The sequence below is a fragment of the Enterobacter sp. BIDMC93 genome, assembly GCF_001037805.1.
In the GTDB taxonomy this organism is placed as follows: domain Bacteria; phylum Pseudomonadota; class Gammaproteobacteria; order Enterobacterales; family Enterobacteriaceae; genus Enterobacter; species Enterobacter hormaechei_C.
The window spans coordinates 588,414-613,527 of the sequence record NZ_KQ089962.1 but is presented as its reverse complement, the minus strand read 5'-3'; the positions used below and the strand labels follow the sequence as shown (position 1 = coordinate 613,527).

Annotated in this window: 22 protein-coding genes, 2 tRNA genes, 1 rRNA gene and 1 other annotated feature; of the genes, 9 read left to right on the top strand and 16 right to left on the bottom strand. The window is 56.4% G+C overall.

Annotated elements, in window-relative coordinates:
• Positions 1-55 precede the first annotated feature (55 nt).
• Complete coding sequence (locus SK58_RS02850; protein WP_015572767.1) at positions 56-418, top strand: YibL family ribosome-associated protein; 363 nt, start codon at positions 56-58, stop codon at positions 416-418.
• A gap of 32 nt (positions 419-450) precedes the next feature.
• Here SK58_RS02850 and SK58_RS02845 read toward each other — a convergent pair whose 3' ends face one another.
• The 4 genes from SK58_RS02845 to SK58_RS02830 are packed head-to-tail and all read right to left on the bottom strand — an operon-like array spanning position 451 to position 5,326.
• Complete coding sequence (locus tag SK58_RS02845) at positions 451-1,545, bottom strand: fimbrial protein (protein WP_015572768.1); 1,095 nt, start codon at positions 1,543-1,545, stop codon at positions 451-453.
• 9 nt (positions 1,546-1,554) lie between these two features.
• On the bottom strand, positions 1,555-4,035 hold the full coding sequence (locus SK58_RS02840) for a fimbria/pilus outer membrane usher protein (RefSeq protein WP_040118228.1): 2,481 nt from the start codon (positions 4,033-4,035) through the stop codon (positions 1,555-1,557).
• Between the two features lie 4 nt (positions 4,036-4,039).
• Positions 4,040-4,714 (bottom strand): fimbrial biogenesis chaperone, encoded by a 675-nt coding sequence (locus tag SK58_RS02835; protein WP_017693782.1) that lies wholly within the window; start codon positions 4,712-4,714, stop codon positions 4,040-4,042.
• Between the two features lie 30 nt (positions 4,715-4,744).
• Complete coding sequence (locus SK58_RS02830; protein WP_040118229.1) at positions 4,745-5,326, bottom strand: fimbrial protein; 582 nt, start codon at positions 5,324-5,326, stop codon at positions 4,745-4,747.
• Between the two features lie 1,098 nt (positions 5,327-6,424).
• On the opposite strand from SK58_RS02830, the gene lldP reads away from it, so the two are divergent.
• The 5 genes from lldP to trmL all read left to right on the top strand — a co-directional run bounded on the left by lldP (position 6,425) and on the right by trmL (position 12,074).
• Complete coding sequence (lldP, locus tag SK58_RS02825; RefSeq protein WP_003860175.1) at positions 6,425-8,080, top strand: L-lactate permease; 1,656 nt, start codon at positions 6,425-6,427, stop codon at positions 8,078-8,080.
• Positions 8,077-8,850 carry a transcriptional regulator LldR gene (lldR, locus tag SK58_RS02820; RefSeq protein WP_006808630.1) on the top strand — a complete coding sequence of 258 codons (774 nt, stop codon included), beginning with the start codon at positions 8,077-8,079 and terminating at the stop codon, positions 8,848-8,850. Before lldP ends, lldR begins: the two co-directional genes overlap by 4 nt.
• A complete protein-coding gene (gene lldD / locus SK58_RS02815; RefSeq protein WP_040118230.1) occupies positions 8,847-10,034 on the top strand; it encodes an FMN-dependent L-lactate dehydrogenase LldD in 1,188 nt (395 codons plus the stop codon). The genes lldR and lldD overlap by 4 nt, the downstream gene beginning before the upstream one ends.
• A gap of 180 nt (positions 10,035-10,214) precedes the next feature.
• A complete protein-coding gene (locus tag SK58_RS02810) occupies positions 10,215-11,555 on the top strand; it encodes an MFS transporter (protein WP_032651952.1) in 1,341 nt (446 codons plus the stop codon).
• Positions 11,556-11,600: 45 nt separating this feature from the next.
• On the top strand, positions 11,601-12,074 hold the full coding sequence (gene trmL / locus SK58_RS02805) for a tRNA (uridine(34)/cytosine(34)/5-carboxymethylaminomethyluridine(34)-2'-O)-methyltransferase TrmL (protein ID WP_017693778.1): 474 nt from the start codon (positions 11,601-11,603) through the stop codon (positions 12,072-12,074).
• Between the two features lie 38 nt (positions 12,075-12,112).
• Here trmL and ilvC read toward each other — a convergent pair whose 3' ends face one another.
• Positions 12,113-13,588, bottom strand: a complete 1,476-nt coding sequence (gene ilvC / locus SK58_RS02800; RefSeq protein WP_006808634.1) for a ketol-acid reductoisomerase — start codon at positions 13,586-13,588, stop codon at positions 12,113-12,115.
• Between the two features lie 152 nt (positions 13,589-13,740).
• Here ilvC and ilvY point away from each other — a divergent pair, with 152 nt between their 5' ends.
• Positions 13,741-14,631: an HTH-type transcriptional activator IlvY gene (ilvY, locus tag SK58_RS02795; RefSeq protein ID WP_017693777.1), complete on the top strand. Its 891-nt coding sequence runs from the start codon at positions 13,741-13,743 to the stop codon at positions 14,629-14,631.
• Positions 14,632-14,728: 97 nt separating this feature from the next.
• Here the strand turns inward: ilvY and ilvA are convergent, their stop codons facing one another.
• From ilvA to ilvL, 7 genes are all read right to left on the bottom strand, one after another.
• Positions 14,729-16,273 (bottom strand): threonine ammonia-lyase, biosynthetic, encoded by a 1,545-nt coding sequence (gene ilvA / locus SK58_RS02790; protein WP_026094330.1) that lies wholly within the window; start codon positions 16,271-16,273, stop codon positions 14,729-14,731.
• Between the two features lie 2 nt (positions 16,274-16,275).
• On the bottom strand, positions 16,276-18,126 hold the full coding sequence (ilvD, locus tag SK58_RS02785; RefSeq protein WP_040118232.1) for a dihydroxy-acid dehydratase: 1,851 nt from the start codon (positions 18,124-18,126) through the stop codon (positions 16,276-16,278).
• Positions 18,127-18,186: 60 nt separating this feature from the next.
• On the bottom strand, positions 18,187-19,116 hold the full coding sequence (gene ilvE, locus SK58_RS02780) for a branched-chain-amino-acid transaminase (protein ID WP_003860182.1): 930 nt from the start codon (positions 19,114-19,116) through the stop codon (positions 18,187-18,189).
• Positions 19,117-19,134: 18 nt separating this feature from the next.
• On the bottom strand, positions 19,135-19,398 hold the full coding sequence (gene ilvM / locus SK58_RS02775) for an acetolactate synthase 2 small subunit (protein ID WP_003860184.1): 264 nt from the start codon (positions 19,396-19,398) through the stop codon (positions 19,135-19,137).
• On the bottom strand, positions 19,395-21,041 hold the full coding sequence (ilvG, locus tag SK58_RS02770) for an acetolactate synthase 2 catalytic subunit (protein WP_040118233.1): 1,647 nt from the start codon (positions 21,039-21,041) through the stop codon (positions 19,395-19,397). The genes ilvM and ilvG overlap by 4 nt, the downstream gene beginning before the upstream one ends.
• Before the next feature lie 2 nt (positions 21,042-21,043).
• Entirely contained in the window at positions 21,044-21,094 is a 51-nt protein-coding gene (gene ilvX, locus SK58_RS23105) for a peptide IlvX (protein WP_166792073.1), read from the bottom strand.
• 86 nt (positions 21,095-21,180) lie between these two features.
• Positions 21,181-21,279, bottom strand: coding sequence for an ilv operon leader peptide (ilvL, locus tag SK58_RS22065; protein WP_001311244.1), 99 nt, complete (start codon positions 21,277-21,279; stop codon positions 21,181-21,183).
• A gap of 339 nt (positions 21,280-21,618) precedes the next feature.
• Between ilvL and SK58_RS02765 the strand changes: the two genes are divergently transcribed.
• A complete protein-coding gene (locus SK58_RS02765) occupies positions 21,619-23,139 on the top strand; it encodes a YifB family Mg chelatase-like AAA ATPase (protein WP_048219332.1) in 1,521 nt (506 codons plus the stop codon).
• A gap of 27 nt (positions 23,140-23,166) precedes the next feature.
• Here SK58_RS02765 and SK58_RS02760 read toward each other — a convergent pair whose 3' ends face one another.
• Positions 23,167-23,505, bottom strand: a complete 339-nt coding sequence (locus SK58_RS02760) for a MaoP family protein (RefSeq protein ID WP_006808641.1) — start codon at positions 23,503-23,505, stop codon at positions 23,167-23,169.
• 118 nt (positions 23,506-23,623) lie between these two features.
• Between SK58_RS02760 and hdfR the strand changes: the two genes are divergently transcribed.
• A complete protein-coding gene (gene hdfR, locus SK58_RS02755) occupies positions 23,624-24,445 on the top strand; it encodes an HTH-type transcriptional regulator HdfR (RefSeq protein ID WP_023304628.1) in 822 nt (273 codons plus the stop codon).
• 100 nt (positions 24,446-24,545) lie between these two features.
• Here the strand turns inward: hdfR and SK58_RS02750 are convergent.
• The 3 genes from SK58_RS02750 to rrf all read right to left on the bottom strand — a co-directional run bounded on the left by SK58_RS02750 (position 24,546) and on the right by rrf (position 24,921).
• A tRNA-Trp gene (locus tag SK58_RS02750) sits at positions 24,546-24,621 on the bottom strand.
• Between the two features lie 52 nt (positions 24,622-24,673).
• A tRNA-Asp gene (locus SK58_RS02745) sits at positions 24,674-24,750 on the bottom strand.
• 55 nt (positions 24,751-24,805) lie between these two features.
• A 5S ribosomal RNA gene (gene rrf / locus SK58_RS02740) occupies positions 24,806-24,921 on the bottom strand.
• Positions 24,922-25,005: 84 nt separating this feature from the next.
• Positions 25,006-25,087: a sequence feature (23S ribosomal RNA rRNA prediction is too short), on the bottom strand.
• Positions 25,088-25,114 lie beyond the last annotated feature (27 nt).

The following is a 25,114-nucleotide window of genomic DNA, read 5'->3' as shown; positions in this document are numbered from 1 at the left end:
CGCACACATTGGTGTATCCTTCCCTGTAAATTCCCCGTTTTCAGAGTTATTTGTCATGAAAGAAGTCGAAAAGAACGAAATTAAACGCCTGAGCGACCGTCTGGATCTGATCCGCCATCAGATGGCTGGCCTCTCCCTGGTCGATTCTGCCGAGAAATATGCCGAGCTGGAAAAAGAGTCCGTGAAGCTGGAGGCGGAAATTGAACGCCTGCGCGAAGTGAAAGGCCAGAAGCTGAGTAAAGAAGCGCAGAAGCTGATGAACATGCCGCATCGCCGCGCGATCACCAAAAAAGAGCAGGCCGACATGGGCAAGCTGAAGAAAAGCGTCCGTGGCCTGGTGGTGGTGCACCCGATGACTGAGCTTGGTCGCGAAATGGGCCTGAAAGAGATGACGGGTTTTTGTAAGACCGCGTTCTGATCGTCCTCCCCTGCCGCTGCGGCAGGGGAAACTCAGTTGTAAATCAGGTTAAACGTCGCCATCGCATCCGCTTTTCCCGCCGTCACGTTCTCTTCCGTCTGAAGGTAATGCGCATCAAACCAGAAGGTTTGCGTCTGGTTATCCCCCACTTGCCCAAATGCTGACACCTGTGGGGTGTTCCACGGTACCACCTGCCCCTGAACCGAACCGGTATTGTCACCGTAAAGCAGTTCGATCCCGACACCGCTGGCGCTATCCTCCTGCTTCGTCAATGCCAGCGCCCGATCGTTGCCCGGCGTGGTATCGCCAAAGAAACCCATCTTCACCGCCGTGTTATTTTCGCAGGTCACCGGAATGCTGAAGCGTCCGCCTCCGGCGCGGGAGCCTATGCCATGAAATTCACGCTGGCTCACGCTCCCCATGGGAACAAGAATGCTGCGAGAGCCCACTGAACAGCTGGTACGCCTGACGGTGAAGCTGGCGAGATGGATCTGTACCGGTGTCGCCACGTTGGTGGCGCTGGCTTGATTTTCTCCCGCCTGCAATATCAGCGATCCGACATTTTGCTCCTGGGAATTGGCGTTATCGTCAGGCATGGCGCTGGTCGTTGGAATTTTGTAAAACACCACCCAGAACTGCATTTTATACATTGAGGCGCTGGCAAAGGCGGGGTTTTGCGATGCGTCGCAAATGCGCCTGGACTCATTGCCATTCACCTGACTTGTGCCGTCAATATAGCGTACCGCATCGGCGCCGCAGTACTGCTGTTCCCGGAACCCCAGCGCATAGCCGATGCCGTCGATCTGAGTTTTATAGACGTGACGTGACGCGCCGTCTTCACCAACCACGGTGCCGACGGGGTTATCCACGTCGACAAAGCCGATACTACGCCAGGCATCATTCCCGCCATCACAGCTGTAGAAATCCGCCCCGGTAGACTGTATCGGCGCAGATATCGGCGTCCAGTCCGCCGTGCCGGGCGCATACCCTATGGCGTAGGGCACCTGAACGACCCACTGATCGCGCGTGGTGCGGCAAGATGAGGTCTGAGCATGGGCATGAAAACTCAGCATGCCAAAAAGCGAAAGAAGGCTCAGATAGAAAAACCAGTGAATAAAACGACGCATGATATTCCTCTAATGGCACTCAACGGATAGCGTGGCGATACCGGGGGCCATATGAGCTTTCCCCAGTCTGAAAGGTGTCTGGCATTGCTGCTGCTCCCCGTCCTGATACCAGCTGACGCGCAGGGTGCCGCGCTCTGGTACCCCGCTCAGGTAGGCCTGACCGCCGTCAGCGACCATGCTTCGGTTTGCAGAATGGCGGTTCTGCTCCACCACTTCAGCCTGCGCGCCAAACGGCAACGGTTCGCCGTGGTAGCGCAGGGAAAACAGAACGCGATAACCAATGTGGGTTTTGTAATTGGCCAGCACCACCGCGCCGCTGGTGGGAATGAGCGTCAGACCGCTCTGCTCAACGTCGACGTTCTCACCCAGCGTCGCCGTATCAAGGCTGACGGTATTTTTGCGATACGCCGAGAGCGTTGGCATGACCGCATAGCCGCGGCTGTCGGTATGGATCCCGTTGTAGCCCTCCGGCTCAACGTTCGCCGCGCCGGGCACGCGTAGCAGGGCGACGGTATCGCCCAGCGGCTGGCTAAGCGTGACGCCATACTGCGTGGCGATAACGCCTCCGGCGAGTCCGAGGCTCGCGTTGCTACCGCTTCGGCTGTGGTCATAACCGAGGCTGACGTTGCCGTAGCCACCGTTGTATTGCAGCGCCAGGCTGGTACTGTCGGCTTGTCCCTCGCTGGCCTTACTCTGCTGAACGCTGTAATTAAGGTTGCGATTCGCCAGCGCACTGCCGTTGAGTGACACCTGCTGAGTGGTCATCCCACGATTGTTGTGGTTGATGAAGTAACTGACCGAGCTGTCCGGTAACCAGTGACCAAGCGGAACATTGACGTTAAACGACACGGTACGATCGGGATGCTGCTCAAGCGCTGAGTCGGTGTAGTCATACCCCGCGCCCCAGGTAATGCCTCGCCAGCTGGTGTACCAGCCAATGTGGATGGTTTTATCCTGCCCGGACGTATGCCAGTAATCCTGCATCCATGCCGAGACGCTGAGGCTGCCGAACTGACCCAGCGTCTGTGAGAAGGTGACCTGCGAGCGGCTACGGCGATTATTGAGTTGCAGCTGTTGGCTGTCAGACTGATTCAGTTCACTGAATTCATAGTAATTGCGCGAGGCATAGCGATAACTCGCCAGGTTGAAGGCGGTGCCGGTAGCGCTGAAATCTTTCTGATACTGAATGCGCCACGCCTGCCCCATCGCGCTTTTGCCATTGGGTAAACGGCTTTTTGCCAGCGTATCGTCAATGCCCAGCGAGCCAAATGCGCCAAACCCTCTGCCTACGCCAATTGCACCGGCCTGATAGTTGCTCGCCGTACGAAAACCGCCATACACCGTCATCCTGGAGAGCAGACCGTAGAAGAAAGCGCCTTCAACAAACTCAGGTGAACGCGCATCGCCGGAGCCGGAGTGAAATCGTCCGGCGTTGAGGCTGTATTTCAGGCTGCCCAGGCGTCGCATAAACGGCACCGCAGAATAGGGTTGGGTAAAGACGCGCGTTGAGCCGTCACTTTCCGTGACCGTCACCTGTAGATCGCCACTTTGTGCGCCGGGGAACAGATCGTTAATGATAAATGGCCCGGCGGCCACCCAGGTTTCATAGATCACATAGCCATTTTGCGAAACGGAGACTTTAGCGAAGCTGTGTGCGACGCCGCGGATGGTTGGTGCGAAGCCGCGCTGGCTGTCGGGCAACATGCTTTCGCTTGATGTAAGCTGTACCCCGCGAAACGCCACGCTATCGAAGACGTCGCCTGCGGTCCAGGCATCGCCGATCCGTAGCTGGCTGTTAAGACGGCGAATATCCCGGGTCAGCCAGCTACTTTGCGACTGAAAATGGTCGCCGCCCGCGTCGCTGTGGCTCCAGGCGGAGGTGTTGCGCAACCGCCACGCCCCCAGATTGATACCGTTACGCAGGCTCAGATAGCTGGATGTCGTGACGCCACGCTGATGATGTGCCTGGCCGCCCGACAGACTGTAATCAGTAAATGCCGCCGGGATACCATCGTCCCACTGCGACTGCGGCACGTAGCCACGGCTGCGGTGTTTCATCGCCGCCTGCGGCAGGCTGAGAAAGAGACGCTGCTGGTTGAAATCATAGGAGGTTCGCGCTGCCGGAATGAAATCCGCGAGGTGCGTGAACGTTTCTCCCTCCCGCAACCGTGAGAATGCAGGAATGGCCCTGACATTCACCCCAAGCGCTTCCAGCAGCGATACGCTTAAAACGGGTTGCAGGCTGCCTTTCTCATTGACGAAGGTGATCTCCTGATGCCGCTCCTCGCGTCCGTTAATCTCCAGCGTCACGAGCCAGGTGCCTGGCATCTGCCCGCCCTTTTCAGAGAAATAGTGCAGATCCGCCGTTTTCTGTTCGGTAGAGGAAAGCTCCAGCGCGGCGGGATCAAAGTAATCCTCGGCCATCCCCGCGCGGCTGAAGCTAAGCAGCAACACCGAAAGCGGCGCGTAACGAAACAGGCGAAAAGACATGGTCTTAAAGAGGCTGGGTGTGGGTGGCGGTGATGGCACCAAAATCATTAATAGCCGACCAGCTTACGCCCCCGGAGGCGGACACAGGCCATTCACGGGTTTCCCCTGGACCGATCATGCCCGGCTGCTCAATTTTATGCCCGCCAACGGACAGTCGATAAAAAGAGACGTAGTATGGCGTCGGGTTGGCGGCCTTAAGCCCTTTTCCCGTCCGCGAAAACGTTATTTTCTGCCAGGCAGTGGCAGCGTCCCCTTTAAGGTTGTCCGGGCGGTAGAAAATTTTAAATTTCGATTTAACGTTAACTTGTAATTCGTTGCTGCTCTCTTTTGGCTTTGGCGCAATCGCTTTAATATCGAGCCAGAATACAGATTCACGATCTGTGGGCAGCGGAGCGCCGGTATATTGAATACGCAGCGTGTTGGTCTGCTCCGGATCAAGTCTGAACAGAGGTGGTGTGACAATAAATGGCGCAGCGTTATTTTTATCCTGCCCATCACCTTCAACCCACGACTGAATAAGATAGGGAACCGCACTTTCCATATTAGAAACAGAAAATGCCACCTCCTTGCTGTGTTGTGGGTATACGATCCGTGTTCCCCCCATTACAACGCCAGCGGAAACTGACGCAGAACTAACCATTAATGCAGTGAGCATAATATACGATAAACGTTTCATCATTATTATCTCTGGAGGTGGCTGAGAGTGAAATCAGTTATAAACCATCAGGAAGTTGGAAACGGCATTGACGTCGCCCGCGTTAATTTCCGACCCGTCTTTGTCGAGAGAGGCATAAAACGTTAATTCAGCATTGCCTTCAGCATCCGGTGCGGTTGTTTCAGATACCGTACCCGGTTTAATCGCGGTGCTGCGATCGCTGTTATAAAGCTTCACGCCGACGCCCGTCGCCATACCTTCGCCTGGCGTAACCTGTAGCAGTGTGTCATTCACCGTATCTTTGGTTCCGTCAAACAGTACCGCAACCGATTCAACCGTCTCCGGGCAGTTCTCTACGTTGATTTTGAACTCACGCGGCGTCGTTTCGCTGTGAGCGTCGAAGTAGCTTTTCGCCCACGCGCCGAGGTCTACCGTTTTGCTTTTTGACGCAGGGGTAATATCACAGGAAATAAGGGTGATTTTCCCGGTAAAGTTGATCACGCCGCCTGTGCTCTGCGAGCCAGCGCCTGTATCCAGGGAAGCATTAACACCAGAATCACTGCTTGCCAGTACTGATTGAGAAGATAACAGCAGCCCCGCCGCGGCAATCGCCAGCGCCACATTTTTGATTTTCATTTGGAACACTTTCCCCTCTGTAAATTAAACAGATATAGACTTGTTGTACCAGGTACAATAACCGCTATAAGGATTTAAAAACGCCACCAAAAGGGTTTTAGCAGAATGGGTGACGCGACCTTATAGAATAAAGCAGGGTCCATCCCATGGTGATAATCCGTATATTTTCAGAAGGCCATACACAGATATCCTGCAACTGAGGAAATGACTTCTGGCCGAAAATAACACTGAATACGTTGTGGTTAGTAATAAATTTAATGTCTTCTGTAACGTTGCTTCTGAATAAATAGTAAATCATATGCCTTTTAACGTCTACGTATTGAAAAGCAGTACGCCGCGTCTGTAAACACTCTGGAATTAACACTCAGCTAACAAATTTAACCCCTTTCGATTGCCCTGATAATTATTAATTTGCTTTTAATACCGTAACTAAATTACAAGAGAGCCAACTGATCATTGTTTGATCAATTTATTTCAGAATATTATTAGCCAAAAAATGTCACTTCAGCAAAAAATTCTTGCCCTTTATCCTGAAAAATCACGGTTAAACAGGATATTTCTTTATCGATCAGCAATTGATCGTTTGTAATACACTGTTAAAATCTATATGTGAAATTTACCTTAATTAAAATTTTTTGCTACAGCTTAGATTTCGCATTTTTAACCAAAAAAAATTTTATTTATAGGAAATAAATCACTCTGCTCACATATATACAGCTTTTCAAAAACACAAATAAAGCAAACAAACCTCATTCAATTCACGTAATATTATCACCTCCCCATTTTATTCAACATCTTTTACGCGTCGTATCTGCTCAAAAACGAATGTAATGCTCTCCACCTGACTACCGCTCCCATCGCACACGGTGAGTTAATTTTGCGGGTTTGGTCCTACCAATCATGTGCAAAGCTATCCATCGTTCACAGTTTTGATGCTCCACTTCACAAAACCATTGCCGAATAGCAACACTTGGTTAACCATTTATTGCCATTAACCCTACATCACAATATTGGACGGACCACTTTTACACTAAGTGTGACGCTGAGATGAGCAGAGACTCACCCGACGAACACCTGTGTGGTCCTCAGGAGACCTGCATGAGCCTCTGGCAACAAAACTACGATCCGGCCGGGAATATCTGGCTGTCGAGCCTGATCGCATCGCTACCGATCCTGTTCTTCTTCTTTGCGCTGATAAAGCTCAAGCTGAAGGGCTACCTTGCCGCAACGTACACCGTTGCCATCGCCCTGCTGGTGGCGCTGTTCTTCTATAAAATGCCGGTCGATCGCGCGCTGGCCTCCGTGGTGTATGGTTTCTTCTACGGCCTGTGGCCGATTGCGTGGATCATCATCGCCGCCGTCTTTGTCTACAAAATCTCGGTCAAAACCGGGCAGTTCGACATTATTCGCTCGTCGATTCTCTCTATTACACCGGACCAGCGTTTACAGATGCTGATTGTCGGTTTCTCCTTCGGGGCGTTCCTTGAAGGGGCGGCAGGATTTGGCGCGCCGGTGGCGATCACCGCCGCTCTGCTGGTCGGGCTGGGCTTTAACCCGCTGTATGCCGCTGGCCTGTGCCTGATTGTGAACACCGCCCCGGTGGCGTTTGGCGCGATGGGCATTCCGATTCTGGTGGCGGGCCAGGTGACCGGGCTGGACAGCTTCGAGATCGGCCAGATGGTAGGTCGCCAGCTGCCGTTCCTGACCATTATCGTGCTGTTCTGGATCATGGCGATTATGGACGGCTGGCGCGGCGTGAAGGAGACCTGGCCTGCGGTGATGGTAGCGGGCGGTTCGTTCGCCATTGCCCAGTATCTCAGCTCCAACTTCCTCGGCCCGGAACTGCCGGACATCATCTCTTCCCTGGTGTCGCTGGTCTGTCTGACGCTGTTCCTGAAACGCTGGCAGCCGGTGCGCATCTTCCGCTTTGCCGATATGGGTGCCTCACATGTGGATCAGACTCTGGCGCGCACCGGCTATACCGCCGGACAGATTGTGCGCGCATGGTCACCGTTCCTGTTCCTGACCGCCACCGTGACGCTGTGGAGCATTCCGCCGTTTAAAGCACTGTTCGCCCCGGGCGGCGCGCTGTACGACATGGTGATTAATATCTCCGTGCCGTTCCTCGACAAAATGGTCGCCCGTATGCCGCCGGTGGTGCACGACGCCACGCCATATGCGGCAGTGTTTAAGTTCGACTGGTTCTCAGCCACCGGCACGGCCATCCTGTTTGCCGCTATCCTTTCCGTAGTGTGGCTGCGCATGAAGCCTGCCGCCGCGGTGCAGACCTTTGCGGCGACGATAAAAGAGCTGATGCTGCCGATTTACTCCATCGGCATGGTGCTGGCGTTCGCGTTTATTTCGAACTACTCCGGCCTGTCGTCGACGCTGGCGTTAGCGCTGGCGCATACCGGCCACGCGTTTACCTTCTTCTCGCCGTTCCTCGGCTGGCTGGGGGTGTTCCTGACCGGTTCAGATACGTCATCTAACGCCCTGTTTGCCGCCCTACAGGCCACGGCTGCGCAGCAGATTGGCGTCTCGGACGTGCTGCTGGTCGCCGCGAACACCACCGGCGGCGTGACCGGGAAGATGATCTCGCCGCAGTCCATCGCCATTGCCTGTGCCGCGGTGGGGCTGGTAGGCAAAGAGTCGGATCTGTTCCGCTTTACCGTTAAACACAGCCTGATATTTACCTGCATGGTGGGCGTGATCACCACATTGCAGGCCTATGTCTTAACCTGGATGATTCCATGATAGTGATGCCCAGACGCCTGTCCGACGAGATTGCCACTCGCGTACGGGCGCTGATAGAAGAACAACAGCTGGAAGCGGGCATGAGATTGCCCGCCGAGCGTCAGCTTGCCGCTCAGCTTGGCGTGTCGCGCAACTCACTGCGCGAGGCGCTGGCGACGCTGGTTAGTGAAGGGGTGCTGCTGAGCCGTCGCGGCGGCGGCACCTTCGTGCGCTGGCAGCATGACGACTGGTCCGAACAAAACATCGTGCAGCCGCTGAAGACGCTGATGGAAAACGACCCGGACTACAGCTTCGACATCCTCGAAGCGCGTCACGCCATCGAAACCAGTACAGCGTGGCACGCGGCGATGCGGGCAACCGACGCCGACAAAGAGAAGCTCAAAGCCTGTTTTGAGGCCACGCAAAGCAGCGACCCGGACATCGCCTCCCAGGCGGACGTGCGGTTCCATCTGGCGATTGCCGAGGCCTCGCACAACGTGGTACTGCTGCAAACCATGCGCGGGTTCTTCGACCTGCTGCAATCCTCCGTAAAGCAGAGCCGCCAGCGCATGTATCTGGTCCCGCCGGTGTTTGCTCAACTGACCGAACAGCACGAGGCGGTGCTCAACGCCATTCTGGCCGGTGATGCCGAGGCCGCGCGCAAGGCGATGATGGCGCATCTCGGCTTCGTGCATACCACCATTAAACGATTCGATGAAGATCAGGCCCGACAGGCGCGTATTACCCGTCTGCCTGGCGAGAGTGATATTTCCAGGGAGAACAAAGCATGATTATTTCAGCAGCCAGTGATTATCGCGCCGCGGCGCAGCGCATTTTGCCCCCGTTCCTGTTCCACTACATTGACGGCGGGGCGTATGCCGAATACACCCTGCGCCGCAACGTGGAAGACCTGTCGGAGGTGGCCCTGCGCCAGCGCGTGCTGAAGAACATGTCTGACCTGAGCCTTGAGACGAAGCTGTTTAACGAAACGCTCTCCATGCCGGTAGCGCTCGCACCTGTCGGTTTATGCGGCATGTATGCCCGTCGCGGTGAAGTGCAGGCCGCCGCCGCCGCAGATGCCAAAGGCATTCCGTTTACCCTTTCCACCGTGTCCGTCTGCCCGATTGAAGAAGTCGCCCCGACCATCAAGCGCCCGATGTGGTTCCAGCTGTACGTCCTGCGCGATCGCGGTTTTATGCGCAACGCACTGGAGCGCGCCAAAGCGGCGGGCTGCTCAACGCTGGTCTTTACCGTCGACATGCCGACCCCCGGCGCGCGCTACCGCGACGCCCACTCCGGCATGAGCGGCCCTAACGCGGCCCTGCGCCGTTACTGGCAGGCGGTGACGCACCCGCAGTGGGCGTGGGATGTGGGCGTGAACGGCCGTCCGCACGATCTGGGCAATATTTCGGCCTACCTGGGTAAACCGACCGGGCTGGAAGATTACATCGGCTGGCTGGCGAACAATTTCGATCCGTCGATCTCATGGAAAGACCTGGAGTGGATCCGCGAATTCTGGGACGGCCCGATGGTGATCAAAGGGATCCTCGACCCGGAAGATGCCCGCGACGCGGTACGTTTTGGCGCCGATGGGATCGTGGTCTCTAACCATGGTGGCCGCCAGCTTGACGGGGTGCTCTCCTCCGCCCGCGCCCTGCCGGCCATTGCCGATGCGGTGAAAGGCGATATTGCGATCCTGGCCGACAGCGGCATCCGTAACGGGCTGGACGTGGTGCGCATGATCGCCCTGGGCGCGGACAGCGTGCTGCTGGGCCGTGCTTACCTGTACGCGCTGGCCACCAGCGGCCAGGCGGGCGTGGCGAATCTGCTGAACCTGATCGAGAAAGAGATGAAGGTGGCGATGACGCTGACCGGTGCGAAGTCGATTAGCGAAATCAGCAAAGACTCTCTGGTGCAGGAGCTCAGTAAGCTGCCTGCGGCGCTGGCCCCTCTTTCTCAGGGAAACGCGGCCTGATCTCCCCCGGTTAGCCTTCCCTTCTTCCGCGCCCGACTTCCCCCTCGGGCGCTTTTTTTGTCGAAAATAACACCTGCTTAACATTCTGGATAAGAAAATTTGACATCCACCTGCCGTCCGCAATTGTATAGACAAGCAAATACAAGAACACAAAAACAACATCAGATCGGAGTGGAGCGTATGGCGTATTCAGGTAAGGTGGATATTCAGCAGGTGATCGATGAAAGTCCTTTTTCAGGGTTTCACTGGCTTCTAATTGTGCTGGGCTTTCTGGTGCTGGCGATTGATGGGTTTGATACCGCAGCGATGGGTTACATTGCGCCTACGCTGTCGACGGAGTGGGGAATACATAAACAGGATCTGGGGCCGGTGCTGAGTGCGGCGCTGCTGGGGCTGTCGCTGGGTGCCCTGATTGCAGGTCCGGTATCGGACCGGATGGGACGCAAGCGCGTGCTGGTCTTTTCGTGTCTGTTCTTCGGCCTGGCGAGCCTGGGCACGGCCTGGGCGCAAAGTCTGAATACCCTGACGCTATGGCGATTTCTGACCGGTCTCGGGCTGGGTGCCGCGATGCCTAACGCCATCACGCTGATCTCCGAATTTGCCCCCCAGCGCTGCCGCGCCATGGCAATTAACACCATGTACTGCGGCTTCCCTCTGGGTGCGGCGGGCGGCGGAGCAATCTCGTCCTGGCTTATCCCTCACCATGGCTGGCGAAGCGTGCTGCTGACCGGCGCGATTGCGCCGCTGATTTTAACGGTGCTGCTGGCGCTGCTGTTGCCGGAGTCGGTGAAGTTTCTGGTGCAGCGCGGGAAAGACGTCGCCCAGGTTCGCCGCATCGCCAGCCGGTTCGCCCGCAGCACGCTGGATAGCGTCACGGGCTTTTTCCTCGCGGAGGAGAAAGTCGCGTCGAAAAAAGGCAGCGTGTCGCAGCTGTTTTCCATGCCCTGGCTGCCCGGCACCCTGATGCTGTGGGTCACCTATTTTATGGGGCTGGTGATTTATTACGTCCTGCTGAGCTGGATGCCAACGCTGATGCAGGGGATGGGATATGCGCTGGCGGAATCCGCCTGGCTTACCTCGCTGTTCACCTTCGGCGGCACCGCTGGCATTTTGCTCGCGGGCTGGATGATGGATCGCTGGGAAGCGCACAAGGTGGTCGCGTGTGGTTTCGTGCTGACGATGGGCCTGATTCTTTTACTCGGCATTGAGCATAACCATATCGCCCTGTTTGGCGGGTTAATTTTCCTGATGGGGATCGCGATGAACGGCGCGCAGTCGGGCATGCAGACCCTGGCCGCCACCTTTTACCCTACCGAGTGCCGTGCGACGGGTATCGCCTGGATGCAGGGGATCGGCCGCTTCGGCGGCGTGGCGGGCACCATGACCAGCGCCCAGCTTCTTTCCATGCAGTGGCAGGCGGACAGTATTTTAATGATCCTCAGCGTACCTGCTCTCGTGGCTGCGGCGGCAACCGTCTACAAAATGCTGTATAGCCGCGCGCAGGAGCCGGGCGTCGCCTAGTCCATCTCTTTTCTGCTATTCTGCCCCCGCAATTAAGGGGGCAGCATGCTTAACATCGTCTTATTCGAACCAGAAATTCCGCCGAACACCGGTAATATTATCCGCCTGTGCGCCAACACCGGTTTTCGTCTGCACATCATTGAGCCGATGGGCTTTACGTGGGACGACAAACGTCTGCGCCGCGCGGGGCTGGACTACCATGAGTTTACCGCCGTCGTTCGTCATCACGATTACGCCGCGTTTCTGGGATCCGAAAAACCACAGCGCATGTTCGCCCTGACCACCAAAGGTACGCCAGCGCACAGCGCCGTACGCTATCAGGACGGGGATTATCTGATGTTTGGTCCGGAAACCCGCGGCCTGCCGGCCACCATTCTGGATGCCCTGCCCGCTGAGCAGAAAATTCGTATTCCGATGATGCCGGACAGCCGCAGCATGAACCTGTCGAATGCGGTGTCGGTGGTGGTGTATGAGGCGTGGCGCCAGCTGGGTTATCCCGGCGCGATATTGCGTAGCTAAAACAGTTCGGGTGGCTTACGCCACCCGATTCGTCGTGTTTAGCCTGCTACCGCGATACGTTTCATATCGGTCATGTAGCCACGCAGTTTCTGGCCCACTTTCTCGATTTCGTGGCTGCGAATCGCTTCGTTGACGTCACGCAGCTGCGCGTTATCAACCGCTCCTTCCGCAATCGCCTGGCCCAGATCGCCCGCTTGCAGGGTGGTCATGAACTCTTTCAGCAGCGGTACGCAGGCGTAAGAGAACAGGTAGTTACCGTACTCGGCGGTATCGGAGATCACCACGTTCATCTCATACAGACGTTTACGGGCGATGGTGTTTGCGATCAGCGGCAGCTCGTGCAGCGATTCGTAGTACGCAGATTCTTCAATGATGCCCGAATCCACCATGGTTTCGAACGCCAGCTCAACGCCCGCTTTCACCATCGCGATCATCAGGACGCCTTTATCGAAGTACTCCTGCTCGGTGATCTTGCCGTCATACTGTGGTGCGGTTTCGAACGCGGTTTTACCGGTCTCTTCGCGCCAGGTCAGCAGTTTCTTATCGTCATTGGCCCAGTCCGCCATCATGCCGGAAGAGAACTCGCCTGAGATGATGTCGTCCATGTGTTTCTGGAACAGCGGCGCCATGATGGTTTTCAGCTGTTCAGAGAGTGCGAACGCGCGCAGTTTTGCCGGGTTGGACAGACGGTCCATCATCAGCGTAATGCCGCCCTGCTTCAGCGCTTCGGTGATGGTTTCCCAGCCGAACTGAATCAGTTTTTCCGCGTATGCCGGGTCGGTGCCTTCTTCCACCAGCTTGTCGAAGCACAGCAGAGAGCCAGCCTGGAGCATGCCGCACAGGATGGTCTGCTCGCCCATCAGGTCAGATTTCACTTCCGCAACGAAGGAAGATTCCAGCACGCCCGCACGATGACCGCCGGTGGCCGCTGCCCAGGCTTTGGCAATCGCCATGCCTTCGCCTTTCGGATCGTTTTCCGGGTGAACGGCGATCAGCGTCGGTACGCCGAAGCCACGTTTGTACTCTTCGCGCACTTCGGTGCCCGGGCACTTCGGTGCCACCATCACTACGGTGATGTCTTTACGGATCTGCTCGCCCACTTCAACGATGTTGAAGCCGTGGGAGTAACCCAGCGCGGCGCCGTCTTTCATCAGCGGCTGTACGGAACGCACAACGTCAGAGTGCTGCTTGTCTGGCGTCAGGTTAACCACCAGATCCGCCTGCGGGATCAGCTCTTCGTAGGTGCCCACTTTGAAGCCATTTTCGGTCGCTTTACGCCAGGACGCGCGCTTCTCAGCAATCGCTTCTTTACGCAGGGCGTAGGAGATATCCAGCCCGGAGTCACGCATGTTCAGGCCCTGGTTCAGACCCTGTGCGCCACAGCCGACAATGACCACTTTTTTACCCTGAAGGTAGCTCGCGCCATCAGCAAATTCATCGCGCGCCATGAAGCGGCATTTGCCCAGCTGCGCCAGCTGCTGGCGCAAGTTCAGTGTATTAAAGTAGTTAGCCATGGGTGATACCTCGTGATGTTGTGTGTCTTATTGTTCGGTTCGCGTTTCAGCGAGAATGTACCCACATTACAACAGGAAATTTATTGCGGAAATTGATATATTCACAACGTCACATTGCAATTTATGCAATGTAAAAAGAGGGAGTGGAATCGGTGGATTTACGCGATCTGAAAATGTTCCTGCACCTGGCGGAAAGCCGTCACTTTGGCCGTAGCGCCCGGGCGATGCACGTCAGCCCCTCCACGCTGTCGCGCCAGATCCAGCGCCTTGAGGAAGACCTCGGCCAGCCGCTGTTCGTGCGCGATAACCGCACCGTCACCCTCACGGAAGCAGGTGAAGAGCTGCGCATCTTTGCTCAGCAGACGTTATTACAGTACCAGCAGCTGCGACACACCATCGACCAGCAAGGGCCGTCGCTTTCCGGCGAGCTGCATATTTTCTGTTCCGTGACCGCTGCCTACAGCCATCTTCCCCCCATTCTTGACCGCTTCCGCGCGGAACATCCGTCGGTTGAAATTAAGCTCACCACCGGCGATGCCGCCGACGCGATGGAAAAAGTGGTTACGGGCGAAGCGGATCTGGCGATTGCCGGAAAACCTGAAACGCTGCCGGGGGCGGTGGCGTTCTCGATGCTGGAGAATCTGGCGGTAGTGCTGATTGCCCCGGCGCTGCCCTGCCCGGTGCGCAACCAGGTTTCGGTGGAGAAACCGGACTGGTCCACGGTGCCGTTTATCATGGCCGATCAGGGGCCGGTGCGCCGCCGCATTGAGCTGTGGTTCCGCCGCCAGAAGATCAGTAACCCGTCGATTTACGCCACGGTCGGCGGCCATGAGGCGATGGTATCGATGGTGGCGCTCGGCTGCGGCGTAGCGCTGCTACCGGAAGTGGTGCTGGAAAACAGCCCAGAGCCGGTGCGCAATCGCGTGATGATTTTAGAACGCAGTGACGAGAAAACGCCGTTCGAGCTAGGCGTGTGCGCACAAAAAAAGCGGCTGCATGAGCCGCTTATTGATGCGTTCTGGACGATATTGCCGAACCACTAAAGCCGGGTGGCGCTGCGCTTACCCGGCCTACACGCAGTTCAACCCTTAGAACGTAGGCCTGATAAGCGCAGCGCCATCAGGCATTTTCCCGAACAACCTAACCCGCCAGGAAGAAACGGAACGCCGGGTTGTGGGTTTCGTCATGGCACTCATAGCCCAGCTCGTTCAGGCGCGTTTCGAAATCCGGCTCGTGCTCGCCCAGCTCGAACGCCGCCAGTACGCGGCCATAGTCGGTGCCGTGGCTGCGGTAGTGGAACAGAGAGATGTTCCAGTGCGTGCCCAACGTGTGCAGGAACTTGAGCAGCGCGCCCGGCGATTCCGGGAACTCGAAGCTGAACAGGCGTTCCTTCAGCGGCTTGGATGGACGGCCGCCGACCATGTAACGCACGTGCAGCTTCGCCATCTCGTCGTCGGAGAGATCGACCACGCTGTAACCGCCGTCATGCAGCAGGCTGAGGATCTCTTTGCGCTCCTCCACGCCACGGCTCAGACGCACGCCGACAAAAATGCACGCATCTTTGGCATCGGCAAAGCGGTAGTTGAACTCCGTTACCGAACGACCGCCCAGCAGCTGACAGAACTTCAGGAAGCTGCCCTTCTCTTCCGGAATGGTCACCGCCAGCAGCGCTTCACGCTGCTCACCCAGCTCACAGCGCTCGGAAACGTAGCGCAGACCGTGGAAGTTCACGTTGGCACCGGAAAGCACGTGCGCCAGACGCTCGCCGCGAATATTGTGCTGGGCGATGTATTTTTTCATTCCCGCCAGCGCCAGCGCGCCGGATGGTTCCGCCACCGCACGCACATCCTCGAAGAGATCTTTCATCGCCGCGCAGATAGCGTCGCTGTCGACGGTGACGATATCGTCGAGATACTCCTGGCACAGGCGGAACGTTTCGTCGCCAATGCGCTTCACCGCCACGCCCTCGGCGAACAGCCCGACGCGCGGCAGATCGACCGGATGTCCGGCGTCCAGCGCCGCCTTCAGGCAGGCAGAGTCTTCCGCTTCAACCGCAATCACTTTGATCTGCGGCATCAGCTGTTTGATCAGTACCGCCACACCTGCGGCTAAGCCACCGCCGCCCACCGGGACGAAAACGCGGTCGAGATGGGCGTCCTGCTGCAACAGTTCCAGCGCCAGCGTACCCTGCCCGGCAATCACCATCGGGTGATCGAACGGCGGCACCCAGGTGAAGCCCTGCTGCTGCGCCAGCTCAATCGCTTTGGCTTTGGCTTCGTCAAAGTTAGCGCCGTGAAGCAGCACTTCTCCGCCGAACCCGCGCACCGCGTCGACCTTGATATCTGCGGTGGCGACCGGCATCACGATCAGCGCCTTCAGCCCCAGACGCGCCGAGGAGAACGCCACGCCCTGCGCGTGATTGCCCGCCGAGGCGGTAATCACCCCGCGCGCTTTCTGCTCGTCCGTCAGCCCGGCCATCATCGCGTAGGCGCCGCGCAGCTTAAAGCTGTGCACCGGCTGCCTGTCTTCACGCTTCACCAGAATGACGTTGTCGAGACGTGAAGAGAGTTTGTCCATTTTTTGCAGGGGCGTGACCTGCACCGCTTCATAGACCGGCGCGCGTAGCACCGCTCTCAGGTATTCCGCCCCCTCCGGGGCGGCGGATAAGGGTTGTGACTCGGCCATCATTAGCCCCCCAGTTTAGATTTATCGCGCACCGCGCCTTTATCTGCACTGGTGGCAAGACTCGCGTAAGCGCGCAGGGCGAAGGAGACTTCACGCTGACGATCTTTCGGCGTCCAGGCTTTGTCGCCGCGGGCTTCCTGCGCCTCACGACGGGCCGCAATCTCCTGGTCACTCAGCTTCAACTGAATGCCGCGGTTCGGAATGTCGATTTCGATCAGGTCGCCATCTTCGATGATCGCGATATTGCCGCCGCTTGCCGCTTCTGGCGAGACGTGGCCAATGGAGAGGCCTGACGTGCCGCCAGAGAATCGACCATCGGTGATCAGCGCGCAGGCTTTGCCGAGGCCCATCGATTTCAGGAAGGTGGTCGGGTAGAGCATCTCCTGCATGCCGGGGCCGCCTTTCGGCCCTTCGTAGCGAATGACCACCACGTCGCCTTCCACCACTTTGCCGCCGAGGATAGCATCTACCGCTTCGTCCTGGCTTTCATACACTTTTGCCGGGCCGGTAAATTTCAGGATGCTGTCGTCCACGCCTGCGGTTTTCACAATGCAGCCATTTTCCGCGAAGTTACCGTACAGCACGGCCAAACCGCCGTCTTTGCTGTAGGCATGTTCCAGCGAGCGAATGCAGCCTTCGGCGCGATCGTCATCCAGCGTGTCCCAGCGGCAATCCTGTGAGAACGCCAGGGTGGTACGGATGCCCGCCGGACCGGCGCGATACATGTTTTTCACCGCGTCGTCTTTGGTCAGCATCACGTCGTACTGCTCCAGCGACTCCGGCAGCGTCAGGCCGAGCACGTTTTTCACGTCGCGGTTCAGCAGCCCGGCGCGATCCAGCTCACCGAGAATACCAATCACGCCACCCGCACGGTGGACATCTTCCATGTGGTACTTCTGGGTACTCGGCGCGACTTTACACAGCTGCGGCACTTTGCGGGAGAGCTTGTCGATGTCGCTCATGGTGAAGTCGATTTCAGCTTCCTGCGCGGCGGCCAGCAGGTGCAGAACGGTGTTGGTGGAACCGCCCATGGCGATATCAAGCGTCATGGCGTTTTCGAACGCCGCTTTGCTGGCGATGTTACGCGGCAGCGCGCTGGCGTCGTCCTGCTCGTAGTAGCGTTTGGTCAGCTCAACGATGCGCTTGCCCGCGTTAAGGAACAGCTGTTTACGGTCGGCGTGGGTCGCCAGCAGCGAGCCGTTGCCCGGCTGAGACAGGCCCAGCGCTTCGGTCAGGCAGTTCATGGAGTTGGCGGTAAACATACCGGAACAGGAGCCGCAGGTCGGACACGCGGAGCGCTCCACCTGGTCGCTCTGCTCGTCAGAGACTTTCGGGTCCGCGCCCTGGATCATCGCATCGACCAGGTCGAGCTTGATGATTTTGTCGGAGAGCTTGGTTTTCCCCGCTTCCATTGGGCCACCGGAGACGAAGATCACCGGAATGTTCAGGCGCAGGGAAGCCATCAGCATCCCCGGGGTGATTTTGTCGCAGTTGGAGATACAGACCATCGCATCGGCGCAGTGGGCATTAACCATGTACTCCACCGAGTCGGCGATCAGCTCACGCGACGGCAGTGAATAGAGCATTCCCCCGTGGCCCATTGCGATACCGTCATCCACCGCAATGGTGTTGAACTCTTTCGCCACGCCGCCGGAGGCTTCGATTTGCTCGGCAACCAGCTTACCGAGATCGCGCAGGTGCACGTGGCCCGGTACAAACTGGGTGAAGGAGTTCACCACGGCGATAATTGGCTTGCCGAAATCGGCGTCGGTCATTCCGGTGGCGCGCCACAGTGCGCGGGCACCCGCCATATTACGGCCGTGGGTGGTGGTGGCTGAACGATACTTAGGCATGCTTTATTTACTCCCGTCTGACTATTTAATGGGACGGTGCGTGCCGTCCCAAATTTATATTTAGTGATTAACCTGATCCAACCAGCCGTATTTGTCTTCTGTTTCGCCGGTGAACAGGCCGAAGAAGGCTTGCTGAATGCGTTTGGTGACCGGGCCACAGCGGCCTTCGCCCACCTGAATGCCGTCTACGCTACGCACCGGCGTAATTTCAGCCGCGGTACCGGACATGAACACTTCGTCAGCCAGGTACAGGGATTCGCGGGACAGTACCTGCTCGCGCACTTCGATACCCAGATCTTTTGCCAGCTTGATGATGGCGTCGCGGGTGATGCCCGGCAGCGCGGACGAAGTGAATGGCGGGGTGAACAGAATGCCGTCTTTCACTTCAAACAGGTTTTCACCCGCGCCTTCGGAGATGTAGCCATTCACATCCAGCGCGATACCTTCCTGATAGCCGTGACGGCGCGCTTCGCTGCCGACCAGCAGTGAGGAAAGGTAGTTACCGCCCGCTTTAGCCGCAGTCGGGATAGTGTTTGGCGCCACGCGGTTCCAGGAAGAAACCATTGCGTCGATCCCCTGATCCAGCGCTTCCGCGCCCAGGTAGGCGCCCCACGGGAACGCGGCAATGATCACATCGGTGTTATAGCCAGCGGGCGGGTTGACGCCCATGCCGACATCACCCACGAAGACCAGCGGACGAATATAGGCGCTGGTCAGTTTGTTCTGGCGAATCACCTCGCGGCAGGCTTCCATCAGCTCATCAACGCTTTGGGAGACCGGGAAACGATAAATTTTGGCTGAGTCATGCAGACGCTGCATGTGTTCGCGATGGCGGAACACCACTGGCCCTTTGTGAGAGTCGTAGCAACGGATCCCTTCAAACACGGAGGTGCCGTAGTGCAGCGCGTGGGACATCACGTGAACTTTCGCGTCTTCCCAGCGAACCATCTCACCATTGAACCAAATGTAATCAGCTTTTTTTGTCGTCATTTTTTCGTCCTGTCACGCTTAAGCGCGGATTTGTTGTGATGTGGTTGTGCTCTGGCAGATGGCAACATGGGCAACGTCTACCAGTTTTGATAACTGACTAAACAGTAAGTCGACCGGCCGCGGGCTGGCAACGGTTAATTCGATACTGATGTTCTGCGCGTCGGTGGCCGTTTCCATATTCATAGAGCAAATCTGAAAGCCACGGTGGCGAACCACGCGCAATACGCGTTCTAACGTTTCCGGGTTGAAGCGAGCCTGCACGGCGACCTGATGTTGCATCATGATAATTTCTCCAGCATTTGTGAGTTACTGGCACCGGGCGGTACCAACGGCCAGACGTTCTCAAGCTCGTCGATTGAGACATGAAGCAGGTATGGCCCTTCGCTTGACAGCATGGTGTCGAGTGCCGCTTCAACCTGGTCTTTACGGGTGATGTGCTGGCCAGGAATGCCGAAGGCGCTGGCCAGGGTGAGGAAATCGGGGTTATCGGTCAGGGTCGTTTCGCTGTAACGCTCCTGGAAGAACAGCTGCTGCCACTGGCGAACCATGCCTAAACGCTGGTTATCGAGCAAGACGATCTTCAGCGGTAACTGCTTACGCTTCACGGTGCCGAGCTCCTGGACGTTCATCATGAAGGAGCCGTCACCGGAGATACAGATAACGGTATCGTTCGGGCGGGCAACCTGCGCGCCCACGGCAGCGGGCAGGCCGAAGCCCATCGTCCCTAACCCGCTCGAGGTGATAAAGTTCTCCGGGCGGGTGTAGGTCATGTGCTGGGCTGACCACATCTGATGCTGGCCGACATCCGTCGTTACCACGCTGTCTGCGGGTTTACGGTCTGACAGCTGTTTCAACAGCAGCGGCGCATAGATGGCGTCGCCTGGGTGATCGTAACGCCACGCGTGTTCAGTACGCATATCAGCGGTGTGCTGACGCCATGGGGTGATATCCAGCGGCTGCTCCAGCGCCGGTAACAGCGCGTTAAGATCGCCCTGCAACGCGACATGCGCCTGACGCAGTTTGTTCATCTCCGCCGGGTCGATGTCCATATGGATCACTTTGGCGTTCGGCGCGAAGGTGTTCAGCTTGCCGGTAACGCGGTCGTCAAAACGTGCGCCGACGGCGATAAGCAAGTCGCATTCCTGCACCGCCAGGTTTGCCGCTTTGGTACCATGCATCCCCAGCATGCCGAGGTAGTACGGGTAATCTGCCTCTACCGCACCGAGACCTTTCAGCGTGCAGGTGGCGGGCATTTGCGTGGTCGCAATGAACGCGCGAAGCGCCGGAACAGCCTGCGCCATGCCCACGCCGCCGCCTACGTACAGCATCGGTTGTTTGGCCTGCGCCATCATCTGACGCGCCTCTTCCACCTCTGCATGCGGGAACGCATTATCGCTTTCCACGGTAGAGAAATGCGGCTCCAGATCGCCGAGTGCAACCTGGATATCTTTCGGGATATCAACCAGAACCGGGCCAGGACGGCCAGAGCTGGCAACCTCGAACGCTTCGGCCATCACACGCGGCAGCTCTTCGAGAGACTGAACGAGGAAGCTGTGTTTGGTGCAGGCCAGCGATAAACCGAGCACATCCACTTCCTGGAAGGCATCGGTGCCGATGAACGGAGAGGCCACCTGGCCGGTGATCGCCACCACGGGTACGGAGTCGAGCAGCGCGTCAGCCAGGCCGGTGATCAGGTTCGTTGCGCCCGGACCGGAGGTGGCCATACAGACGCCGGTTTTACCGGTCGCACGGGCATAACCGATGGCGGCCATCGCTGCGCCCTGCTCGTGTCGGCACAACAGGTGTTCCACGCCGCCGTCATACAGTGCATCGTAAATCGGCATAATTGCGCCACCCGGATAACCGAATACGGTTTCGACTCCCTGCGCGCGCAACGCATGTACTACCCATTGTGCCCCATTCATAGTTAGTTCCCCGTCATAAATCTGGAGAAACAGAATTTTGTGCTAGTCGTCATTCTCTGCTCCTCATTTAAGTTTTTTAGTCATAAAAAAACCCCCGGACCTTTCGGTGCGGGGGTCTTAGTTCGTTAAGGCTTGATTTCTAAGCCTTTCCTCGTCCAAGTGCAGCCCCGCACGGTGGGATAATAATCACCACCACGCTAATCACGACCAGGCTAATCACTCGTAGAAGGGCTGTCATTTTCAGTTCTTTTGCATCTTGTTCGAAGGAATACCTAAAGAGTTACCACAGATATTTCATCTGACACAAGATTTTTTTATGACCTATATCTGTAGCATGCGAACTATTTATTTCAAAATCGTTGTTTTATATAGGGAAAAAATAGAAATGAAGATTTTTCATTTTTTTGTCCTGTTTCATCAGGCAAGGCGCGCATGATCTCTTTTCTGCGAGGCCGATTCCACCGACATGTAAGGATTACATTTTGCCGCTAAAAGGCTGGAACGAGCGCCGTAATTCAGTGAATTAGTGCTAAACAGGAAAAAATGATGCTGGCATAGTCACCGCCAAGGAGGGCTTATGTCACTGTCAGTTGTTTATACACGCGCGGCCATCGGCGTGAAGGCACCGCTTATTTCTGTAGAGGTTCATTTAAGTAATGGACTGCCCGGACTGACGCTGGTCGGCTTACCAGAAACGACCGTTAAAGAGGCGAGGGATCGCGTGCGCAGCGCAATTATTAATAGCGGTTATGCTTTTCCGGCGAAGAAGATCACCATTAACCTTGCGCCCGCCGATTTGCCAAAGGAGGGAGGGCGATATGATTTACCTATTGCTATAGCGCTTCTCGCGGCTTCTGAACAGCTCAACACGCCAGGGCTAAGCTCGTGCGAGTTCGTGGGTGAATTAGCGCTTACAGGCGCGTTAAGAGGCGTTCCCGGAGCAATCTCGGGTGCGCTTGAAGCCATACGCGCGGGAAGACAAATCATTGTGGCCAATGAAAATGCCTCTGAAGTTAGCCTTATTGCCGAAAAGGGGTGTCTTGTCGCGGGACATTTGCAGGAGGTTTGCGCCTGGCTGGAAGGCCGACACGAGCTTGCCGAGCCGCAGGAGAATGACGAGGTGGCGCCAGATTCGCCCGAGGATCTCAGCGATATTATGGGTCAGGAACAGGGTAAACGGGCGTTAGAGATAACGGCCGCGGGTGGGCATAACCTGTTACTGATAGGTCCGCCAGGCACGGGGAAAACGATGCTGGCGAGCAGATTGAGCGGTCTGTTGCCACCCCTCAATAATCACGAAGCGCTGGAAAGCGCCGCGATATTTAGCCTGGTCAGTTCTACGTCGCTGCATAAACAGTGGCGCCGCCGTCCTTTCCGCTCTCCACATCACAGTGCGTCTCTTACCGCGATGGTGGGCGGGGGTTCGATCCCCGGTCCGGGTGAAATCTCACTGGCGCACAACGGCATTCTCTTCCTGGATGAATTGCCAGAGTTTGAACGCCGCGTGCTGGATGCATTGCGGGAGCCGATTGAATCCGGCGAAATCCATCTGTCTCGTACACGGGCCAAAATAAGCTACCCTGCGCAGTTTCAGCTGGTCGCCGCGATGAACCCTAGCCCTACGGGTCATTATCAGGGCAACCATAACCGCTGTACGCCAGAGCAGACGCTGCGCTATCTGAGTAAGCTGTCCGGCCCCTTCCTCGACCGTTTTGATTTATCTCTCGAGATCCCCCTGCCCCCACCCGGTCTGCTGAGGCAAACCGGTATCAAAGGCGAAAGCTCAGCAGCTGTGCGTGAACGGGTTATTGCGGCGCAGGCGCGGCAGTATGCTCGTCAAAACAGGCTGAATGCCCGGCTGGATAACAGCGGGATCCGACAGTTTTGTTCTCTCAACGCTGAAGATGCAGGCTGGCTGGAAGAGGCACTGACGCGGTTTGGGCTATCCATTCGCGCGTGGCAGCGTTTGTTGAAAGTTGCGCGCACGGTCGCCGACGTGGAGGGCTGCCCCGGAATAGAGAGGCGGCATTTGCAGGAGGCATTAAGTTACCGTGCGATCGATCGGCTGCTGTTGCATCTGCAAAAAATGCTGGCGTAAAAAAAGGGGCCGTAGCCCCTTCTCTTCTTAATCGTCAGACTCGGTGTAGTCTTCTGCACCTTCCATCTGCGGCTTGCCGCCAGACAGCGTATGGAAACGCTTAGGACGCTTAATGCGAGCCATATACTTGATCCATACACGTTCTGCATCAGACTGCGGCTCACGCTCACCACGGCAAACAGAGACAAACTGTTTTTCATCTTCGGTTGCCGGTTCACGTTTACCCAGATCCAGCTCGTTAAAGGCATAACCATGGCGCTCAAGAAGTTGAGCTTCTTTGATAGTGAAATCGCCGTGACGAGAGAACCCGCGCGGATAATGTTTATTGTCGAAAAAACGATTAGTCGTCGTAAAGCTTTCCGCCATCCTACACGCTCCTAATTCTTTGGCCGAGCTATTTATGGCGCGGAGTATTAGTTACGCTTGACAGAGTGTAAAACAAAACATTTAAATCATAACGACAAATAATTTTGTGGAGAAAGATGTGGATACGGAATTGCTAAAAACTTTCCTTGAAGTGAGCAGAACGCGACACTTTGGGCGAGCAGCTGAAGCCCTCTACCTGACGCAGTCAGCAGTCAGTTTTCGTATTCGACAGCTGGAAAATCAACTGGGTGTGAACCTTTTTACCCGCCATCGCAACAATATTCGTTTAACTCCGGCTGGTGAAAAGCTGTTGCCTTATGCAGAAACCCTGATGAATACCTGGCAGGCAGCGCGAAAGGAGGTTGCGCACACCTCCCGGCATAATGAATTCTCGATCGGTGCCAGCGCATCGCTATGGGAATGCATGCTCAGCCAATGGCTTATGCGGCTATATCGCACACACAACCATCTGCAATTTGAGGCGAGGATTGCGCAACGTCAGTCGCTGGTTAAGCAACTCCACGAGCGGCAGCTTGATCTGCTGATTACCACAGAAGCCCCCAAGATGGACGAATTTAGCAGCCAGATTGTTGGACAATTTAGCCTGGCGCTCTATGCATCGGAGCCTGCAATGATGAAGGCCGACCTGAATTATTTACGCCTGGAATGGGGGCCTGATTTTCAGCAACACGAGACGGGGTTAATTGCCAGCGATGATATCCCGCAGCTCACGACAAGCTCAGCGGAGATCGCATGCCAGCATCTTCCCGCATTGAAAGGCTGTACCTGGTTACCTGTTCGCTGGGCGGATAATAATCCTACACTCCATGTTGTCACCGATTCGACAACGCTCTCCAGACCGCTGTATGCCATTTGGCTGCAAAACAGCGATAAGCAGTCGCAGATAAAAGATCTGTTAAAAACCAGCATACTGGATTAACGCAAAAGCCTGCGGAAACGCAGGCTGCTTATTCTTCAGGAAGGTGTTGAGCTGTTTTGCAGGCAAAAAAAAATCCTTTGCCGAAGCAAAGGATTCTATATGGCAGGGGCGGAGAGACTCGAACTCGCGACACCCGGTTTTGGAGACCGGTGCTCTACCAACTGAGCTACGCCCCTAAAGTTTTTGCCATTAAGCCTGCCGGAAGGGCAGGCTTAATGTCTTAATAAGTGGCGGAACGGACGGGACTCGAACCCGCGACCCCCTGCGTGACAGGCAGGTATTCTAACCGACTGAACTACCGCTCCACCGAATACTTCTGTAACCACCGGATTAATGCACCGGCTTACTACTTAATTTGATGCCTGGCAGTTCCCTACTCTCACATGGGGAGACCCCACACTACCATCGGCGCTACGGCGTTTCACTTCTGAGTTCGGCATGGGGTCAGGTGGGACCACCGCGCTAAAGCCGCCAGGCAAATTCTGTTTAATCTGTATCAGGCTGAAAATCGTGTCTGTCTCTTCGCCAAAACAGCTTCGGCGTTGTAAGGTTAAGCCTCACGGTTCATTAGTATCGGTTAGCTCAACGCATCGCTGCGCTTACACACCCGACCTATCAACGTCATAGTCTTTAACGTTCCTTCAGGAGACTCAAGGTCTCAGGGAGAAC

Bases quoted from the DNA above. Each gene is read 5' to 3' on its own strand.
- SK58_RS02850 (WP_015572767.1), top strand. From the start codon at position 56: ATGAAAGAAGTCGAAAAGAACGAAATTAAACGCCTGAGCGACCGTCTG.
- SK58_RS02845 (WP_015572768.1), bottom strand. From the start codon at position 1,545: ATGCGTCGTTTTATTCACTGGTTTTTCTATCTGAGCCTTCTTTCGCTT.
- SK58_RS02840 (WP_040118228.1), bottom strand. From the start codon at position 4,035: ATGTCTTTTCGCCTGTTTCGTTACGCGCCGCTTTCGGTGTTGCTGCTT.
- SK58_RS02835 (WP_017693782.1), bottom strand. From the start codon at position 4,714: ATGATGAAACGTTTATCGTATATTATGCTCACTGCATTAATGGTTAGT.
- SK58_RS02830 (WP_040118229.1), bottom strand. From the start codon at position 5,326: ATGAAAATCAAAAATGTGGCGCTGGCGATTGCCGCGGCGGGGCTGCTG.
- lldP (WP_003860175.1), top strand. From the start codon at position 6,425: ATGAGCCTCTGGCAACAAAACTACGATCCGGCCGGGAATATCTGGCTG.
- lldR (WP_006808630.1), top strand. From the start codon at position 8,077: ATGATAGTGATGCCCAGACGCCTGTCCGACGAGATTGCCACTCGCGTA.
- lldD (WP_040118230.1), top strand. From the start codon at position 8,847: ATGATTATTTCAGCAGCCAGTGATTATCGCGCCGCGGCGCAGCGCATT.
- SK58_RS02810 (WP_032651952.1), top strand. From the start codon at position 10,215: ATGGCGTATTCAGGTAAGGTGGATATTCAGCAGGTGATCGATGAAAGT.
- trmL (WP_017693778.1), top strand. From the start codon at position 11,601: ATGCTTAACATCGTCTTATTCGAACCAGAAATTCCGCCGAACACCGGT.
- ilvC (WP_006808634.1), bottom strand. From the start codon at position 13,588: ATGGCTAACTACTTTAATACACTGAACTTGCGCCAGCAGCTGGCGCAG.
- ilvA (WP_026094330.1), bottom strand. From the start codon at position 16,273: ATGGCCGAGTCACAACCCTTATCCGCCGCCCCGGAGGGGGCGGAATAC.
- ilvD (WP_040118232.1), bottom strand. From the start codon at position 18,126: ATGCCTAAGTATCGTTCAGCCACCACCACCCACGGCCGTAATATGGCG.
- ilvE (WP_003860182.1), bottom strand. From the start codon at position 19,116: ATGACGACAAAAAAAGCTGATTACATTTGGTTCAATGGTGAGATGGTT.
- ilvM (WP_003860184.1), bottom strand. From the start codon at position 19,398: ATGATGCAACATCAGGTCGCCGTGCAGGCTCGCTTCAACCCGGAAACG.
- ilvG (WP_040118233.1), bottom strand. From the start codon at position 21,041: ATGAATGGGGCACAATGGGTAGTACATGCGTTGCGCGCGCAGGGAGTC.
- ilvL (WP_001311244.1), bottom strand. From the start codon at position 21,279: ATGACAGCCCTTCTACGAGTGATTAGCCTGGTCGTGATTAGCGTGGTG.
- SK58_RS02765 (WP_048219332.1), top strand. From the start codon at position 21,619: ATGTCACTGTCAGTTGTTTATACACGCGCGGCCATCGGCGTGAAGGCA.
- SK58_RS02760 (WP_006808641.1), bottom strand. From the start codon at position 23,505: ATGGCGGAAAGCTTTACGACGACTAATCGTTTTTTCGACAATAAACAT.